We start from the raw sequence: 16,657 nt of genomic DNA, 5'->3' as shown, positions 1-16,657 counted from the left end.
CAACAAAAAAATACGTGCGTGTACACCACTCGCGCCGCGCGGTCGTCACCGGCGCCGACCAGCTACGCCCCCCCCCCCCCCCCCCCCTTCCGGTATGCCTACGCCCTGGGCGGCAGCTTCGGACGGCTGCGGTCCGGTACGTCGGTGTACCCGGGCGGCTGCAGCGCCGGGTCCTGTTCCAGCAGTTCCAGCGCCAGGTGGACGGCGTCGGCCAGTTGAACGTGGCGGCCCTCCGCCCAGTCGAGCGGAGTGCGCAGCAGCGGGAGGTCCGGCTCCACGCCGTGGTTCTCCACCGACCAGCCGTACTCCGGGAACCAGGCCGCGTTCATCGGCACGGTGATCACCGTGCCGTCGCCGAGGGTGTGCCGGCCGGTCATGCCGACGACGCCTCCCCACGTGCGCTGGCCGACCACCGGCCCGAGCCCCAGCAGCTTGAACGCCGCCGTGATCATGTCACCGTCCGAGGAGGTAGCCTCGTCGGCCAGCGCCACGATGGGACCGCGGGGCGCGTTGGAGGCGTACGACACCGGATCGGCGTTCCGCGTCAGGTCCCAGCCGAGGATCGAGCGGGTGAGCTTCTCCACCACCAGCTCGCTGATGTGCCCGCCCGCGTTGCCGCGTACGTCCACGATCAGCGCGGGCCGGGACATCTCCATCCGCAGGTCGCGGTTGAACTGCGCCCAGCCGGAGCCGCCCATGTCGGGGATGTGGAGGTAACCGCAGCGGCCGCCGCTGATCTCCCGGACCACCGCCCGCCGTTTGGACACCCAGTCCTGGTAGCGCAGCGGCCGCTCGTCGATCAGCGGCATGATCGCCACCCGGCGGGAACGGCCCTGCCCCTCCGCGGGTTTGAAGGTCAGCTCCACCGTCGTACCGCCCGCGGCCGCGAGCAGCGGGTAGGGCCCGGCGACCGGGTCCACCGGCCGCCCGTCCACATGGGTGAGGACCGCGCCCTCCCGGATGCCGGTGCCCGCCAGCGGGGAGCGGGCCTTGGAGTCGGAGGACTCGCCGGGCAGGATCCGGCGGACCACCCATGTCCCGTCCCTCGGGACGAGATTGGCGCCGAGCAGGCCGATCGCCCGCTGGTAGTGCGGGGGGCCCTCATTGCGGCGGGCGGGGGAGACGTACGCGTGGGAGGTGCCGAGCTCGCCGAGGACCTCGCGCAGCAGATCGGCGAACTCGTCGGGTGAGGCGACCCGTTCGACCAGCGGACGGTACTGGCGCAGTACCCCGTCCCAGTCGATGCCGCTCATCTTAGGGTCCCAGAAGTACGCGCGGATGATCCGCCCGGCCTCCTCGAAGGCCTGGCGCCACTCGGCCGCCGGGTCCACCTCGTGCAGGATGCGCCGCAGGTCCAGGTAGACGGTCGAGTCGCTGTCGCCCGACTCGGTCGCCGGGACCGCGCGCAGGTCGCCGTCGTCGTTGACCACGAGCCGGGTGCCGTCGCCGCTGACCGCGAACCAGTCCAGTCCCGAGGCCAGTTCGCTCTTGCGCGCCTTGACCAGGTCGAAGTGCTCCAGCGTCGGCTTCCCGCTGGTGTCGGCCGGGTTGGCGAAGGTCTCGCCGAGCGCGCCGGAGATCGGCCAGCGCAGCCACACCAGCCCGCCGCCGTGCACCGGATACAGCGCCGAGTACTTCGACGCCGCCACGGGGAAGGGCGTGACGCGGCTCTCCAGCCCCGCCACCTCCACGGTCACCGTGCCGTCACCGGACTCCGATTCCCCCTCGACCGGGTCGAGACCGCCCGCCGCGGGCCGGCCGTCCGGCGAGAACGCGAACGGCGAGGGGGTCGCGGAGGAGAGCGGGACCAGGTACGGGCGGCAGCCCAGCGGGAAGGACAGATCGCCCGTGTGCACGTCGTAGACCGGGTCGAAGCCCCGCCACGACAGGAAGGCCAGGTAACGCCCGTCCCGGGTGAAGACCGGGTTCTCGTCCTCGAAACGGCCGTCCGTCACGTCCACGACCAGGGGCGCGCCGGAGCCGGAGATCCGGGCCATCTTGATCTGCCGCAGCGAGCGTCCGATACCCGGGTGCGACCAGGTCAGCCAGCATCCGTCGGGCGAGAAGGCCAGGTCGGTGACGGGGCCGTTGACGGAACGGATCAGCTCGGTGACCTCACCGGCCCGGCCGGACGCCCCGGCCTGCCCCGCCTCCGCGGTGTCCTCGGCCACGGCCTCGGCGCTCTCCGTCCCCGCCTCCGTCCCCGCCTCCGTCTCGTCGTCCGACACGGTGATCAGCAGCAGCCGCCCGTCGTTGGAGGCGACGGCCAGCCGGTTCCCTTCCGGGTCGGACAGCAGTTCCAGTACGCGCCCCAGCTTTCCCGAGGCCAGCCGGCGCGGCTGCCGTTCCCCGGAGGCGCGCGGCAGGTACGCGATCTCGATCGCGTCCTCGCCCTCGGCGTCGGTGACGTAGGCGACCTCTCCGCCGCTGCCGAGCATCTCGGGCAGCCGTACGCGCACGCCCGGGGTGTCGGCGATGGCCCGGGCGGGCCCGTCGCGGTGGGTCAGCCAGTACAGGCTGCCGCGCACCACGACCGCGCTGGCGCGCCCGGTGGTGTCGACGGACAGGGAGTCGACGTGGCTGGCGGCCGGCACCTGGTAGACGCGGCGGCCCGCGCGCTGGCCGCCCAGCCGGACCTGGAGCTTGCGCGGGACGGCCTCCGGTTCGAGCGACTCCACGAGCCAGAGGTCCCCGGCGCACTGGTAGACGATCCTGGAGCCGTCGCTGGAGGCGTGCCGGGCGTAGAACTCCTCGTGGTCGGTGTGGCGGCGCAGATCGGTGCCGTCCGGCAGGCAGGAGTACACATTGCCGATGCCCTCGTGATCGGAGAGGAAGGCGATCCGGCCGCTCACGAACATGGGGGCGTCGAGGTGGCCCTCCAAGTCCTCCAGCAGCCGCTCGCCGTGCAGCCACAGCCGGCCGGTGGCACCGCCCCGGTAGCGCTTCCAGGCGGCTGGCTCGTGCGGCGGCTTGCCCGTGAGCAGCAGGGTGCGCCGCTCGCCGCCTTCGGCCTCGTGGACCTGGATGTCGGAGACGGGCCCCCAGGGCAGGCGCCCGCCGGGGCTGCCGTCGGTGGGCAGGCTGTAGGCCCAGGCGAAGTGGGAGAAGGGCTGGCCGTGGGAGGAGACGGCCAGGATGTCGCTGTGGCCGTGCTCGTCGGGCGGGGTCCAGCCGCACACGCGGGTGTCGGTGGACCCCCAGTGGCTGAGCCGGCGGGCCGGGCCGCCGTCCACGGGGGCGAGGTGGATCTCGGGGTCGAGGCTACGCCAGGTGGTGAAGGCGATGTGCCGGCCGTCGGGGGAGAAGCGCGGGTGCCCCACGCGGGTCCGGTCGACGGTGAGCCGCCAGGCCCGGCCGGGCGTTCGGCCGTCGGGGACCAGCGGGGCGACCCAGAGGTCGTCCTCGGTGGCGAAGCACAGCAGGTCGTCGTGCAGGTGCGGGAAGCGGAGGTACGCGACGTCGTGACTCACCCCCCAATGCTTTCCGCGCTGAGGGGGCCTGGCAACTCGTACGGGTGATCCATGCCACTCACCAAGCGAAACGGAACTGTTTCGTTTCGCTAGCGGCAGGGGTATCGTCGTGGACGTACGGACCGGTTTCGTTCGGATGGGAGGGGCTCCAGATGCCCGAAGCGATGTCGGCGATGTCGGCTCGGCGCAGCCGGATCACGCCCGAGCGGGAAGCCGAACTGCACGGGGCGGTCCTCGACCTCCTGCGCGAGGTCGGCTACGAGGCGCTGACCATGGACGCGGTCGCCGCTCGTACGAAGTCCAGCAAGGCCACCCTCTACCGCCAGTGGGGGAGCAAGCCGGAGCTGGTCGCCAGGGCCCTGCGATGTACGCAGCCCGTCTCGCTGCGGGAGATCGACACGGGCAGCCTGCGCGGGGACTTCGCGCGCATGGTCGAGCACTCCGACGACGCCCAGATGGCCAAGGACAGTGCGCTGATCCGGGGCCTGGCGCACGCCGTCCACGAGAGTCCGGAGCTCCACAAGGCGCTACGGGACCTGCTGGTCGACCCGGAGATCACCGGACTGCAGGTCATGCTGCGGCGAGCGGTGGACCGGGGCGAGATCGCCCCCGGCTGCTTGGCCGTGCAGTTCGTACCGCACATGCTCATCGGAGCGTTCATCTCGCTGCCGCTGATCGAGGACCGCCCGGTGGACCGGGCCTTCCTCGGTGACTTCATCGACGCCGTGGTCTTCCCCGCCCTCGGCGTCTGACCCACCCAGCCCACCCTCCGTCCCCACTCACCGCTGTGCTGCTCCTGACACGCCGCTCTCGTCGTCGGGCCGGCTCTCCATGCCCTGATCCATCCCGGATCCATCCCACGACCTGAACGGGAGAACCACGACGTGGCCACCTTCCTCTACCGACTCGGCAGGGGCGCCTTCCGGCGCCGCCGGCTCGTCGCCCTCCTCTGGGTGGCGCTGCTGTTCGCCGCCGGCTTCGGCGCGGCCTCGGCGTCCGCGCCCACCTCCGGCTCCTTCTCGATACCCGGCACGGAGGCCCAGAAGGCCTTCGATCTGCTGGACCAGCGCTTCCCGGGGATGGCCGCCGACGGCGCCACCGCCCGTATCGTCATCAAGGCGCCGGCGGGCGCCAAGGTCACCGATCCCGCCCCCAAGGCCGAGGTCGAGAAGATGATCTCGGGTCTGAAGGAGGGCCCCGGCGCCGGTCAGGTCGCCTCCGTCGAAGACCCGTACCAGGCGCGGGCGGTGAGCCAGGACGGCTCGACCGCCTACATCAGCGTCAAGTACGACGTCAGCGGCATGGAGCTCAAGGACGCCACGCGCGACGCGCTCAAGGAGTCCGGCACGGCCGCCCAGAAGCAGGGGCTCACCGTCGAGATCGGCGGCGACGCCCTGATGGCGGCGCCCGAGACCGGCTCCGGCGAAATCATCGGCATCCTGGTCGCCGCGATCGTCCTCGTGATCACCTTCGGCTCGCTGATCGCTGCCGGGCTCCCGCTGCTGACCGCCCTGATCGGCGTCGGCATCGGCGTCTCCTCCATCACCGCGCTCGCCAGCGTGCTGGACCTCGGCTCCACCACCTCCACCCTCGCGATGATGATCGGCCTCGCGGTCGGCATCGACTACGCGCTCTTCATCGTCTCCCGCTACCGCGCGGAGCTGGCCGAGGGCCGGGAGCGCGAGGAAGCCGCGGGCCGGGCCGCCGGAACCGCCGGCTCCGCCGTGGTCTTCGCCGGTCTGACCGTGGTCATCGCCCTCGTGGGGCTGGCCGTCGTGAACATCCCGATGCTGACCAAGATGGGTGTGGCGGCGGCCGGCACGGTCGTCATCGCGGTGCTCGTCGCCCTGACGCTGGTCCCGGCCATCCTCGGCTTCGCGGGCAAGAAGGTCCTGCCGGCCGGTACGAAGAGCAAGCTCTTCGGCAAGGGCGGCAAGGGCGGCAAGGGCGGCAAGGGCAAGGACACGGGCACGGGCGCGGGCACGGGCGAGCCGACTGTCGACTTCGAGAAGAAGGCCAACGGCGGCACCCGCTGGGCCCGCTTCGTGCTCCGCCGCCCGGTGATGGTGCTGCTCGTCGGTGTGATCGGCCTCGCCGCCGTCGCGATCCCGGCGGGCAAGCTGGAGATGGGCCTGCCGGACGACGGCGCCCAGCCGGTCTCCACGACCCAGCGCAAGGCGTACGACCTGCTCTCCGAGGGCTTCGGCCCGGGCTTCAACGGCCCGCTGATGGTGGTCGTCGACGGGGACAAGGCCCTCGCCGACCGCACGGTCGACCAGATCAAGGGGCTGGAGGGCTGGGCGGCGGTCACGCCGCCGCTCCTCAACGAGGCCGGGAACGCCGGGATCATCACGGTCGTCCCGAAGGACCGCCCGTCCTCCGCCCAGACCGAGGACCTGGTCCACGAGATCCGCGGGGCCACCGGGGACGACGTGCTCGTCACCGGCGCCACCGCCATGAACATCGACTTCTCGCAGAAGATGAACGACGCGCTGCTGCCCTACCTGGCGCTCGTGGTCGGCCTCGCCTTCCTGCTGCTGATGCTGGTCTTCCGCTCCATCCTCGTCCCGCTCAAGGCCGCGCTCGGCTTCCTGCTCTCCGTCGTCGCCGCCCTCGGCGCGGTCGTCGCCGTCTTCCAGTGGGGCTGGCTCGCCTCGCTCTTCGGGGTGGAGCAGACCGGCCCGATCATGTCGATGATGCCGATCTTCATGGTGGGTGTCGTCTTCGGCCTGGCCATGGACTACGAGGTCTTCCTGGTCACCCGCATGCGGGAGGCGTACGTCCACGGCGAGCGCCCGGGCCAGGCGGTCGTGACCGGCTTCCAGTACAGCGCGCGGGTGGTCGTCGCCGCCGCCGTCATCATGATCGCGGTCTTCGCCGGCTTCATCGGAGCCAGCGAGCAGATGGTCAAGATGATCGGCTTCGGTCTGGCCGTCGCCGTCTTCTTCGACGCCTTCGTGGTCCGGATGGCCATCGTCCCGGCGGTGCTCGCGCTGCTCGGGCACAAGGCCTGGTGGCTGCCGCGCTGGCTGGACCGGCTGCTGCCGAACGTGGACGTGGAGGGCGAGAGCCTGCGCCGCCACCTCAAGGACGCGGGAAGCTCCCCGGAGGGCCCGGACAAGGAGCGCACACTGGTCGACGCCTGACGGGTGCGCCTGACCCGGTCCCCTTGACCCGGTCTGCCCGTACGCGTCGCTCCCGCTGCTCCGTACGGATGCCGCCCCGGCCCCGCACCGCCCGACGACCGGGTGGCGCGGGGCCGGATCCGTTGGGCCCGCTTGCTCCTACCGGGTGGCGGAGGTGTTCGAACGGCGCAGGAAACGCCGCAGCGCGGCGATGTCGAACTGGACGACCGCGACGCCCTCGGGGGAGTGGAATTCGACGATGGCCTGCACCCGGCCGCAGGGCCAGACGCGTACGTCGCCGCTGCCGGTCGGGGCCGCGAGGCCCGCCTCCAGGAGGGCGCGGGGGAGGACCCACTCGTTGTCGGTGCCCTCGGGGGACAGGTCGGCGGGGAAGACGATCCGTACGGCCAGGGGCTCGGCGGGGGTGAAGCGCAGGGCGACGGGGATCGTCCGGTAGAGCGGGTCGTCGGTGATCACGCGGGCGCTGACGCGCTCCTCGACGGCGGCGACGGTCGCGGTGGCGGGGGAATTCTCGGCGGTCGCTGACATCGACACGACTCCTCGAAATCGGAACATATGCGTCCGTTTGTCCGTCCAGCCTCGCACATTCCGACGAAAGCGCGCGGCTCTATTTGGTACCGGATCGCTCTTGCCAACCGTTTGCAACTGGGCACATTCTTGAGCGGCTGAAGACTGTGTGAGGAAGCGGAGCCACTCCATGCATGTGCCCGACGGATTCATCGACACACCCGTCTCGCTGGGCGCCGGAGTGGTGGCCGCCGCGGCGGTGGCCATCAGCCTGCGCGGCGCCCGCCGGGAGCTGGCGGGGCTGTCCCAGACCGGCGGCTCGGGGACGGAACGCACCGCCCCGCTGGCCGGACTCGTGGCCGCCTTCATCTTCGCCGTGCAGATGCTGAACTTCCCCGTGGCCGCCGGGACCAGCGGCCACCTGCTGGGCGGGGCGCTCGCCGCGATACTCGTCGGCCCGTACACCGGCGTGCTGTGCGTGTCCGTGGTGCTGCTGATGCAGGGGATCCTGTTCGCCGACGGCGGGCTGACCGCCCTCGGCGTGAACATCAGCATCATGGGCGTCGTCACCGTGCTCGTCGCCTACGCGGTCTTCCGCGGCCTGCTCAAGGTCCTGCCGCCCACCCGCCGCTCCGTGACCGTCGCGGCGTTCACCGGGGCCCTGCTCTCGGTGCCGGGCGCGGCCGCCGCCTTCACCGCCGTCTACGCCGTCGGGGGCACCACCGACGTCCCCCTCGGCAAGGTGCTGACCGCCATGGTCGGCGTGCACACCCTCATCGGCATCGGCGAAGCCGCCATCACCGCCGCCACCGTGGGCGCCGTGATCGCCGTACGGCCCGACCTCGTGTACGGCGCGCGCGGGGTGACCACGCCGCTCAAGCTCCGCGTCGGCGGCGATCTCGTCGATGCCCCGGCCGCCGCCCCGGCGCCCGCGGCGGCCGCCGGCTCCACCCGCAAGGTGTGGGCGACGGGACTGGTCACCGCCCTGGTCCTGGCCGGTTTCGTCTCCTTCTACGCGTCCGCCAGCCCCGACGGCCTGGAGAAGGTCGCCGCCGACCAGGGCATCGACCGCAAGGCCGAGGAGCACGCCGCCGCCGGCTCCCCGCTCGCCGACTACGGCGTCAAGGACGTGGAAGACGCCCGCCTGTCCGGCGCTCTCGCCGGGGTCATCGGCGTCGGCGCGACCGTCGCCGTGGGCACCGGGATCTTCTGGACGGTGCGCCGCCGCCGCACGGAGGACGCCGGCCCGGCCTCCACGCCGTCCGCTGCCTCACCGGTCGGCTGACATGGGGGCCGGCCACGCACGCGGGACCGCGGTGAGCGCGGGCGCAGCGCAGTGGAGCAAGCTCTACCGGCACGGGCACTCGCCGGTCCACACCCTGCCGCCGCACTGCAAACTGGCCGCCGCCTTCGCCTTCGTCGTGGTCGTCGTGTCCACACCGCGCGAGGCGATGTGGGCCTTCGGCCTGTACGCCGTCCTCCTCGCGGCGGTCGCGGCCGTGGCCCGCGTCCCCGCCGGCTTCCTGCTGCGACGGATGCTCATCGAGATCCCGTTCGTCGCCTTCGCCGTGCTCATGCCCTTCGTGGCGCAGGGCGAGCGGGTGGAGGTCCTCGGCATGTCGCTCAGCGTGTCGGGCCTGTGGGGTGCCTGGAACGTACTGGCCAAGGGCACCCTCGGCGTCGCGGCGTCCGTCCTGCTCGCCTCGACGACCGAACTGCGGGCGCTGCTGCTGGGCCTGCAACGGCTGAGACTGCCGCCCATGCTCGTACAGATCGCGACCTTCATGATCCGCTACGGCGATCTCATCAGCGACGAGCTGCGCCGGATGTCGATCGCGCGCCGCTCCCGCGGATTCGAGGCCACCGGCATCCGGCACTGGGGGGTGCTGGCCAAGACGGCCGGCGCGCTGTTCATCCGCTCCTACGAGCGCGGCGAGCGGGTCTACCTCGCGATGGTCAGCCGCGGCTACGCCGGCTCGATGCCGGTGATCGACGACGTCGCGGCCACGCGCGCCCAGTGGGCGCGGGCGGCCGCACTCCCGGTGACGGCGCTCGCCGTCTGTCTGATGGGCTGGACGCTGTGACCCCTGCTCCCTCTTCGTCTCCCGCTCCCGCACCCGCCCCGTCGCCGCCCTCGCTGCGGGTGGCGGGCCTCGCGTACGCCTATCCGGACGGCCACCAGGCCCTCTTCGGGGTCGACCTGACCGTCGGCCGCGGCGAGCGGGTCGCGCTGCTCGGGCCCAACGGCGCGGGCAAGACCACGCTGGTGCTGCACCTCAACGGCATCCTCGGCGGCGGCGTCGGCTCCGTGGCCGTGGCCGGGCTGCCGGTGGAGAAGCGGAACTTCGCCGAGATCCGGCGCCGGGTCGGGATCGTCTTCCAGGACCCCGACGACCAGCTGTTCATGCCCACCGTGCGGGAGGACGTGGCCTTCGGCCCGGCCGCGGCCGGCCTGCGCGGGGCGGAGCTGGAGGCGCGGGTGCGGGCAGCGCTGGAGCAGGTAGGGATGGCTGCCTTCGCCGACCGGCCGCCGCACCACCTGTCCTTCGGCCAGCGCCGCCGGGTCGCGCTGGCGACCGTACTGGTCATGCGGCCGGAGATCCTGGTCCTGGACGAGCCCTCGTCCAACCTGGACCCCGCCTCGCGCCGGGAGCTGGCCGACATCCTGCGGTCGCTGGACGTGACGGTGCTGATGGTGACGCACGACCTGCCGTACGCGCTGGAGCTGTGCCCGCGGGCCGTGGTCCTCAGCGAGGGCGTCATCGCGGCGGACGGCCCCACGCGGGACCTGCTGTGCGACGAGCAAATGATGCGGGCCCACCGCCTGGAGCTTCCCTTCGGCTTCGACCCGCGCACCCCGTCGCTGGCGCGGTCCTCGGGCTGAGAGCAGCTCCGCGCTCGTTCAGACCGGTCGGCACCCCGCTCGCCCGGCCTCCACCCCCGCCGGACGGAGTCCGGCGCAGCGGCGCGAAGCCGGGGAGGCCCCCCGGGGCCGAGCCGTGCGAGCGGGGCGTCAGGAGCAGCGGCGCCTCAGGAGCAGCGGCGCGTCAGGAGGAAAGCACCGCTGCGACGATCCGGCCCGCCGTGTCCCCGCCGTGGCCGCCGCCCTCGACCATCGCCGCCGCGGCCAGGTCCCCGCTGAAGCCCGTGAACCAGCTGTCCGGGCTGCCCGCGCCGTCGACCTCCGCCGAGCCGGTCTTCGCGCCCTTGTCCGCGCCCTTGACCTGGGCCATCGCTGCGCTGCCGGTGCCGCTGACCGCCGTCTGCCGCATCATCGTGACGAGCTGCGCCGACACTCCCGGCTTCATGGCGCGCGGCGCCGAGGCGAGGGTCCGCCCGTCCAGCGAGGCCTTGACGATCACCGGCTGCCGGAAGACACCGGTTCGTGCGGTCGCCGTGATCGAGGCGATGTTCAGCGGGTTCATCCGGATGGTGCCCTGGCCGATGTACTCGGCGGCCGCCACCGGCCCCGATGCCTCCGGTACCGAGCCGTCCCAGGAGCTGACGCCCGCCTTCCAGTCCAGCCCGATCCCGAAGACCTCCCGCGCCTCCCGGGGCAGTGCGCCGTTGTCGTTCACATCGTCGATCAGGCTGATGAAGGCGGTGTTGCAGGACTTGGCGAAGCTCGTCGCGAAGGTCTGCCCCTCCAGGCTGAAGTTCTTCAGGTTGTGGAAGGCTTTGCCGTCCCAGCTGGCCGTCGCGGGGCACGCCGCGACCTTGTCCGCGGCCACCAGGCCCTTGTCCAGCAGCATGGCGGCCGTCACGATCTTCATCGTCGAGCCGGGGGCGCGCGTGCCCTCCATCGCCGCGTTGAAGCCGTCCTTGCGGTGGTTGGCCACCGCCAGGATGTCGCCGGTGCTGGGCCGCACGGCGACGACCGACGCCTCGGCGTACTGGGCCACCGCCTTCTCCGCCGCGGCCTGCACATCGGCGTCCAGCACTGTCTCGATCCGGCCCGGCTTGCCCTCCACCAGCGTCACCAGGGTCCGCCGGGGCGCCTCCGGGCCCGCCGGCTCGATCCACACCTCGGCGCCGGAGGTGCCGCCCGCCTTCTGCCCGTACGTCTTGCGCAGCGCGTCGAGCACCGGGCGCAGGGACGGGTACTTCTCGGCCGTCAGCTCCTTGCCGTTGCGGTCCACCGCCGTGACCGGCGGGCTCGGCGGGGCGCCCGCGCGCAGCTTCTCGTCCCGCTGGAGCTCCGGATGGATCACTGAGGGCTGCCAGTCGACCAGCGGCTTCCCGCTGGTCAGCCCGCGCACCACGGTCAGCTGGGACGCGTAGGCCAGCGGCTTGGTGGCGCCCTCGTACGTGATCTCGGCCGCGACCGTGAAGGGCACGGTGGTGCCGTTCGCCGCACCCGGGGTGATCACGGCCTTGGACACGTGGGCCTTGGCCCGGTAGTCCGCCACGGCGGTCGCGGCCGCCTGCGTGTTGTTCGTCAGGTCGGCGGCCGTCCGCTCGTCGCCGGCGGCCCATGCGGCCAGGAAGGCCTGGGCGGTCGCGGCGGCCTCCTTCTCGGTGACGGGCCCGCTGCCCCGCTCCGGCCGGACGGAGGTCTCGCCGGTCTTCGCGTCCTTCCCGCCGCCGTCGCCGCTCTCCCCGACCAGCGCGTACACCCCGTACGCCGTCCCGCCGAGCATCGCGAGGAACACCCCGCCGACGACCGCGCCCTTGGCTGCCCCGTTCACTTGGTCCCCTCCCCAGGAGCCACGTTCTCTGAACATGTTCAAAGAACTCTTGGTGCAGACCTTACGGGGTGCTCCTGCGGGCCTCCCTCCTTGTTACCGGACCGGAACATCCGCTGCCCGCGCACTGTCAGACCCAGGTGTCCAGCCACATGCGGGCCCGCCAGGAGTCCATCGGGATGGTCTGGGCGGTGTAGATGGGCCAGAAGTAGATGAAGTTCCACACGATCAGCAGGACCAGCACCCCCGCCCCGATGGCGCCCAGGGCGCGGCGCCGCTCCGTCGAGCCGGCCGGGCCCAGCAGCGCGCCGATCATCATGGCCACCGCCAGGCACAGGTACGGGACGAAGACCACCGCGTAGAAGTAGAAGATCGTCCGCTCCTGGTAGTTGAACCAGGGCAGCAGACCGGCCGCCAGCGCGCACGCGATCGCACCCGCGCGCCAGTCGCGGCGGAAGAACCACCGCCACAGCACGTACAGCACGGCGAAGCAGCCCGCCCACCACAGCAGCGGTGTGCCGAGGGCCAGGACCTCGCGGGCGCACTTGCCCGCTTCGGTCGCCGGGCAGCCGGCCGTGCCCGGTTCGGGGGACTCGTAGAAGAAGGAGACGGGGCGGCCCAGGACCAGCCAGCTCCACGGGTTCGACTCGTAGGTGTGCCCCGAGGTCAGGCCGACGTGGAACTTGTAGACCTCGGTCTCGTAGTGCCACAGGCTGCGCACCCACTCCGGCAGGAAGGACAGCGCGCTGCCCTGGTCGTGCTTGGCGGCCCAGTCGCGCAGGTAGCCGCCCTTGCCGTTGTCGGGGCTCAGGATCCAGCCCGCCCACGAGGCGACGTACGTCGCGACCGCGACGGGGACCGTGGAGACGAAGGCCGGCAGCGCGTCACGGCGCAGCATCGAGGAGTACGGGGCCCCCGCGCCCGCGGTACGGCGCGCGGCGGCGTCCCACAGCACGGTCAGGACGCCGAAGAAGGCCAGCACCACGAAGCCGTTCCACTTCGTGCCCGCGGCCAGCCCGAGGCAGACGCCGGCCAGGATCCGGTACGGGCGCCACCCCAGCCGCAGTCTCCCGGCGATCACCGCGTCGGGCCGGGTCCGGCCCTCGGCGTCCACCGGGAGCGCGGCCGCGAGCCGGGCCCGCGTCCGGTCCCGGTCGATGAGCAGCGCCCCGAAGGCGGCGAGTACGAAGAACATCAGCACCAGGTCGAGCAGCGCGGTGCGGCTCATCACCAGGTGCAGGCCGTCCACCGCCAGCAGGGCGCCGGCCAGGCAGCCGAGGAAGGTGGAGCGCAGCAGGCGGCGGCCGATCCGGCACAGCATCAGCACCGAGAGGGTGCCGAGCACGGCGGTCATGAACCGCCAGCCGAAGGGCGTGAAGCCGAACATCCACTCGCCGAGGCCGATCACCCACTTGCCGACGGGCGGGTGGACCACGTAGCCCGGATCCACGGGGAGGGAGATCCCGTCCGGGTTGGCGAGGATCGACTTGTCGATGTCCTTGGGCCAGCTCGCCTCGTAGCCCTGCCGGATCGTGGCCCAGGCGTCCTTCGCGTAGTACGTCTCGTCGAATATCACCGCCTTCGGGCTGCCCAGGTGCACGAAGCGCAGCACCCCCGCGACCACCGCGACCAGCAGCGGTCCCGCCCACGCCAGGACGCGCGTCCAGGTCTCCACCGCCGGGGCGGGCACGCCGAGGGCCGTCCACAGCTGCGCGGACGGGCGGGCGTACGGGGGCACCAGGCGGGTGCGCACACCGCCGCCCGCCGGCCCGGAGGCGGGCGGCGCGTAGCCGTGGCCGCGCAGGCGGCGCAGCCAGGTGGGCGGCTCTTGTGCGCGTCCCGCGGGCGGGACGGGCGGGGCCCCCGCGGGGCTGGGCGGCGGCGTCGCGGTACTGGTCACCGGGTCATCGTAGGGAACGTGTCTGTGCGCGGCGGCGGTAGCCGGGTGCGCCGGGCTGCGAGGCTGAGAGGATGGCCCGGTGACAACTGACCAGCCCCGCGGTACCGAACCCGTCCACCAGCCCGCCGAAGGGGCGGGCGTGCTCGTCCTCGCCGGCACCCCCATCGGCGATCTCGCGGACGCACCGCCCCGGCTCGCCGCCGAACTGGAGCGGGCCGACGTGGTGGCCGCCGAGGACACCCGGCGGCTGCGCCGGCTGACCCAGGGGCTGGGCGTGCACACCACCGGCCGGGTCCTGTCGTACTTCGAGGGCAACGAGTCGGCGCGCACGCCGGAGCTGGTCGAGGCCCTCCTCGGCGGGGCGCGCGTGCTGCTGGTGACGGACGCCGGCATGCCCTCGGTCTCGGACCCCGGCTACCGCCTGGTCGCCGCCGCCGTGGAGAAGGACATCAAGGTCACCGCCGTGCCCGGACCGTCCGCGGTGCTCACCGCGCTGGCGCTGTCCGGGCTTCCCGTGGACCGGTTCTGCTTCGAGGGCTTCCTGCCGCGCAAGGCGGGCGAGCGCCTCGGCCGGCTGCGGGAGGTCGAGGGCGAGCGGCGCACGCTGGTCTACTTCGAGGCCCCGCACCGGCTCGACGACACGCTGGCCGCGATGGCCGAGGTCTTCGGCGCCGAGCGGCGGGCCGCGGTCTGCCGCGAGCTGACGAAGACGTACGAGGAGGTCAAGCGCGGCGGCCTCGGAGAGCTGGCGGCGTGGGCCGCCGAAGGCGTGCGCGGGGAGATCACCGTGGTGGTGGAGGGCGCACCGGCGGCCGGACCCGGCGATGTGGACGCCGAGGAGCTGGTGCGCAGGGTGCGGGTGCGCGAGGAGGCGGGGGAGCGGCGCAAGGAGGCCATCGCGGCGGTCGCGGCCGAGGCGGGGGTACCCAAGCGGGAGGTCTTCGACGCGGTCGTCGCGGCAAAGAACGCGGCACAAAAGGTGACGTGAGCCGGTAAAGAGCTAACCTGAAAAGCAAAGCTCAGACCGCGCACCGGGCGCTTTGGGCATGATTCGCCCAAGGACCGTCCAACAGGAGACAGGGCCTGATGCGCTCCCGCCCGAAGAGGCGTCCACTGGCATGGCACCAGTGGAACAGAAGGAGCTCGCATGAGTGAGATCGCAGACACCTCGGCACCTGTACCCGCCGCCCCTGTGCCCGCTGCTCCCCCCTCCGACGTGCACACCGTGCACGAGGCCTACTCCTTCGCCTGCATGAGGTGCGGCTACGGCTGGGAGCAGGCCTACGAGATAGAGCACCACGTCGACGGCAAGGGCGAGCCCTTCATCATGTACAAGGTGGAGGGGGAGCGGGTGCGCTCCCCGCTGGCGAACCCGACCTGCCTGAACTGCGGCGGACACGTCGTACGGATCATGCGGGCGGGGCAGGTCTCCTCGGTCGTGGGCATGCTCGACGAGCTCTTCCACCACCCGGGCATCGCCCCCGGCATCGCGGGACCCGTGCCCGCCACCGGCACGGGCCACGCGCGCGAGCCCCGGTCCCGGGGCGGCCGGCACGAGCGGAGCCTCGCGACCGGTGCGCCGGGGGCCGTGGCGCACGACGCGCCCGGGCCCGTCCACGTGACCGAGGAGCGGGAGCGCGGCGGTCCGCTGTCCCGCCTGCTGGGGTGGCTGCGCCGGTCATAAGATCGGCCGTATGAGCCCCAGTACCGCCCCCTCCCCGAACTCCGTCTCCAAGGACGCGCCGCCGCCGCTGCCCGAACCCCTCCGGGTGGCGGTGGCGGATTCCCACACCCACCTGGACATGCAGTCCGGCACCGTCGAGGAGGGCCTCGCGAAGGCGGCCTCGGTGGGTGTGACCACCGTCGTCCAGGTGGGCTGCGACGTGAAGGGCTCCCGGTGGGCCGCCGAGACCGCCGCCGCGTACGAGAACGTCCACGCGGCCGTCGCCCTTCACCCGAACGAAGCCCCCCGGATCGTGCACGGCGTCCTGAGGGACCCCTCCCAGCCGCCGGGGGACGCCGCGGGCCGGCCGTGGCACGAGGGGCGGGCGGGCGGCGGTGACTCCGCGCTGGACGACGCGCTCGCCGAGATCGAGGCGCTCGCCGCGCTGGACCACGTCAAGGCGGTCGGCGAGACCGGGCTCGACCACTTCCGCACCGGTCCGGAGGGAATGGCCGCGCAGGAGCGTTCCTTCCGCGCTCACATCGAGATCGCCAAGCGACACGGCAAGGCCCTCGTCATCCACGACCGCGACGCCCACGCGGACGTGCTGCGCGTGCTGCGCGAGGAGGGCGCTCCCGAGCGGACCGTCTTCCACTGCTACTCCGGGGACGCCGACATGGCGCGCGAGTGCGCCGCCGCCGGCTACTACATGTCCTTCGCCGGGACGGTCACCTTCAAGAACGCCCGCCCGCTGCGGGAGGCGCTGGCCGTGGCCCCGCTGGACCTCGTACTGGTCGAGACCGACGCGCCGTTCCTGACCCCGGCGCCCTACCGCGGCCGGCCGAACGCGCCGTACCTCATTCCGCTGACGGTGCGCGCGATGGCCGCCGTCCGGGACCTGGACGAGGATGCGATGGCCACGGCGCTGGCCGCCAACACCGCGCGCGCCTTCGGCTACTGAGGCCACCGCTGAGACGCCACGCCTTGTGACACGTAGCGTAGTCGGCCGACTTTCATGAGTGACGGTGACTCCGCTAGGGTGCCGTGCCCGAACCAGCAGGGGCCGGACCAGTGGAGCGAGCGTCGTGAGCGATACGCAGGGCAGTCACCGCCGTGGCGGTCCCGTCCGCGGGGCGTACGAGGACGAGCCCGGTACCGCCGGCCCCCGGCCGGCCGGTGCCGAGCCCGGGTTCCCGGGCCCGCGCGGCGGGGAGCGGCGCACGGGCCGCCGCCGCAGGACGCCGGACGCGGCCCCCGGCCCGGCGCCCTTCACCTCGCCGGCCGCG

The 16,657-nt window shown here is 72.8% G+C and carries 12 protein-coding genes; 8 read left to right on the top strand and 4 right to left on the bottom strand.

All coding sequences use genetic code 11. From position 1 onward, the window contains the following. Positions 1-98 precede the first annotated feature (98 nt). The gene (locus ACWDX7_RS23880; RefSeq protein ID WP_451490936.1) at positions 99-3,470 is read right to left on the bottom strand and encodes a S41 family peptidase; all 3,372 of its coding nucleotides are present in this window, start codon (positions 3,468-3,470) and stop codon (positions 99-101) included. A gap of 152 nt (positions 3,471-3,622) precedes the next feature. Here ACWDX7_RS23880 and ACWDX7_RS23875 point away from each other — a divergent pair, with 152 nt between their 5' ends. Continuing rightward, entirely contained in the window at positions 3,623-4,222 is a 600-nt protein-coding gene (locus ACWDX7_RS23875; protein WP_451490935.1) for a TetR/AcrR family transcriptional regulator, read from the top strand. Positions 4,223-4,354: 132 nt separating this feature from the next. Continuing rightward, complete coding sequence (locus ACWDX7_RS23870) at positions 4,355-6,616, top strand: MMPL family transporter (RefSeq protein WP_451490934.1); 2,262 nt, start codon at positions 4,355-4,357, stop codon at positions 6,614-6,616. A gap of 138 nt (positions 6,617-6,754) precedes the next feature. Here ACWDX7_RS23870 and ACWDX7_RS23865 read toward each other — a convergent pair whose 3' ends face one another. Continuing rightward, on the bottom strand, positions 6,755-7,144 hold the full coding sequence (locus ACWDX7_RS23865) for an SsgA family sporulation/cell division regulator (RefSeq protein ID WP_451490933.1): 390 nt from the start codon (positions 7,142-7,144) through the stop codon (positions 6,755-6,757). 169 nt (positions 7,145-7,313) lie between these two features. Here ACWDX7_RS23865 and ACWDX7_RS23860 point away from each other — a divergent pair, with 169 nt between their 5' ends. The 3 genes from ACWDX7_RS23860 to ACWDX7_RS23850 are packed head-to-tail and all read left to right on the top strand — an operon-like array spanning position 7,314 to position 10,007. Beyond that, positions 7,314-8,408, top strand: a complete 1,095-nt coding sequence (locus ACWDX7_RS23860) for an energy-coupling factor ABC transporter permease (protein ID WP_451490932.1) — start codon at positions 7,314-7,316, stop codon at positions 8,406-8,408. A 1-nt stretch (position 8,409) separates the two neighbouring features. Beyond that, positions 8,410-9,207: a cobalt ECF transporter T component CbiQ gene (cbiQ, locus tag ACWDX7_RS23855; RefSeq protein WP_451490931.1), complete on the top strand. Its 798-nt coding sequence runs from the start codon at positions 8,410-8,412 to the stop codon at positions 9,205-9,207. Continuing rightward, positions 9,204-10,007 carry an energy-coupling factor ABC transporter ATP-binding protein gene (locus ACWDX7_RS23850; protein WP_451490930.1) on the top strand — a complete coding sequence of 268 codons (804 nt, stop codon included), beginning with the start codon at positions 9,204-9,206 and terminating at the stop codon, positions 10,005-10,007. Before cbiQ ends, ACWDX7_RS23850 begins: the two co-directional genes overlap by 4 nt. 163 nt (positions 10,008-10,170) lie before the next feature. Here the strand turns inward: ACWDX7_RS23850 and ACWDX7_RS23845 are convergent, their stop codons facing one another. Both ACWDX7_RS23845 and ACWDX7_RS23840 read right to left on the bottom strand, forming a co-directional pair. Then, positions 10,171-11,811 carry a penicillin-binding transpeptidase domain-containing protein gene (locus ACWDX7_RS23845; protein WP_451490929.1) on the bottom strand — a complete coding sequence of 547 codons (1,641 nt, stop codon included), beginning with the start codon at positions 11,809-11,811 and terminating at the stop codon, positions 10,171-10,173. 127 nt (positions 11,812-11,938) lie between these two features. After that, positions 11,939-13,708, bottom strand: a complete 1,770-nt coding sequence (locus tag ACWDX7_RS23840) for a dolichyl-phosphate-mannose--protein mannosyltransferase (protein WP_451490928.1) — start codon at positions 13,706-13,708, stop codon at positions 11,939-11,941. A 79-nt stretch (positions 13,709-13,787) separates the two neighbouring features. Between ACWDX7_RS23840 and rsmI the strand changes: the two genes are divergently transcribed. The 3 genes from rsmI (at position 13,788) to ACWDX7_RS23825 (ending at position 16,332) form a co-directional block, all read left to right on the top strand. Further along, a complete protein-coding gene (rsmI, locus tag ACWDX7_RS23835) occupies positions 13,788-14,696 on the top strand; it encodes a 16S rRNA (cytidine(1402)-2'-O)-methyltransferase (protein ID WP_451490927.1) in 909 nt (302 codons plus the stop codon). A 159-nt stretch (positions 14,697-14,855) separates the two neighbouring features. Beyond that, positions 14,856-15,392 carry a hypothetical protein gene (locus ACWDX7_RS23830; RefSeq protein ID WP_451490926.1) on the top strand — a complete coding sequence of 179 codons (537 nt, stop codon included), beginning with the start codon at positions 14,856-14,858 and terminating at the stop codon, positions 15,390-15,392. Positions 15,393-15,402: 10 nt separating this feature from the next. Next, positions 15,403-16,332: a TatD family hydrolase gene (locus ACWDX7_RS23825; RefSeq protein WP_451490925.1), complete on the top strand. Its 930-nt coding sequence runs from the start codon at positions 15,403-15,405 to the stop codon at positions 16,330-16,332. Positions 16,333-16,657 lie beyond the last annotated feature (325 nt).

It is taken from the genome of Streptomyces sp. NPDC003034, from assembly GCF_053591375.1.
This window is presented reverse-complemented; position numbering and strand designations above follow the sequence as displayed.

Excerpts from the sequence above, each read along its gene's own strand:
- ACWDX7_RS23825 (WP_451490925.1), top strand. The coding sequence starts at position 15,403 with ATGAGCCCCAGTACCGCCCCCTCCCCGAACTCCGTCTCCAAGGACGCG.
- ACWDX7_RS23875 (WP_451490935.1), top strand. The coding sequence starts at position 3,623 with ATGCCCGAAGCGATGTCGGCGATGTCGGCTCGGCGCAGCCGGATCACG.
- cbiQ (WP_451490931.1), top strand. The coding sequence starts at position 8,410 with ATGGGGGCCGGCCACGCACGCGGGACCGCGGTGAGCGCGGGCGCAGCG.
- ACWDX7_RS23830 (WP_451490926.1), top strand. The coding sequence starts at position 14,856 with ATGAGTGAGATCGCAGACACCTCGGCACCTGTACCCGCCGCCCCTGTG.
- ACWDX7_RS23860 (WP_451490932.1), top strand. The coding sequence starts at position 7,314 with ATGCATGTGCCCGACGGATTCATCGACACACCCGTCTCGCTGGGCGCC.
- ACWDX7_RS23865 (WP_451490933.1), bottom strand. The coding sequence starts at position 7,144 with ATGTCAGCGACCGCCGAGAATTCCCCCGCCACCGCGACCGTCGCCGCC.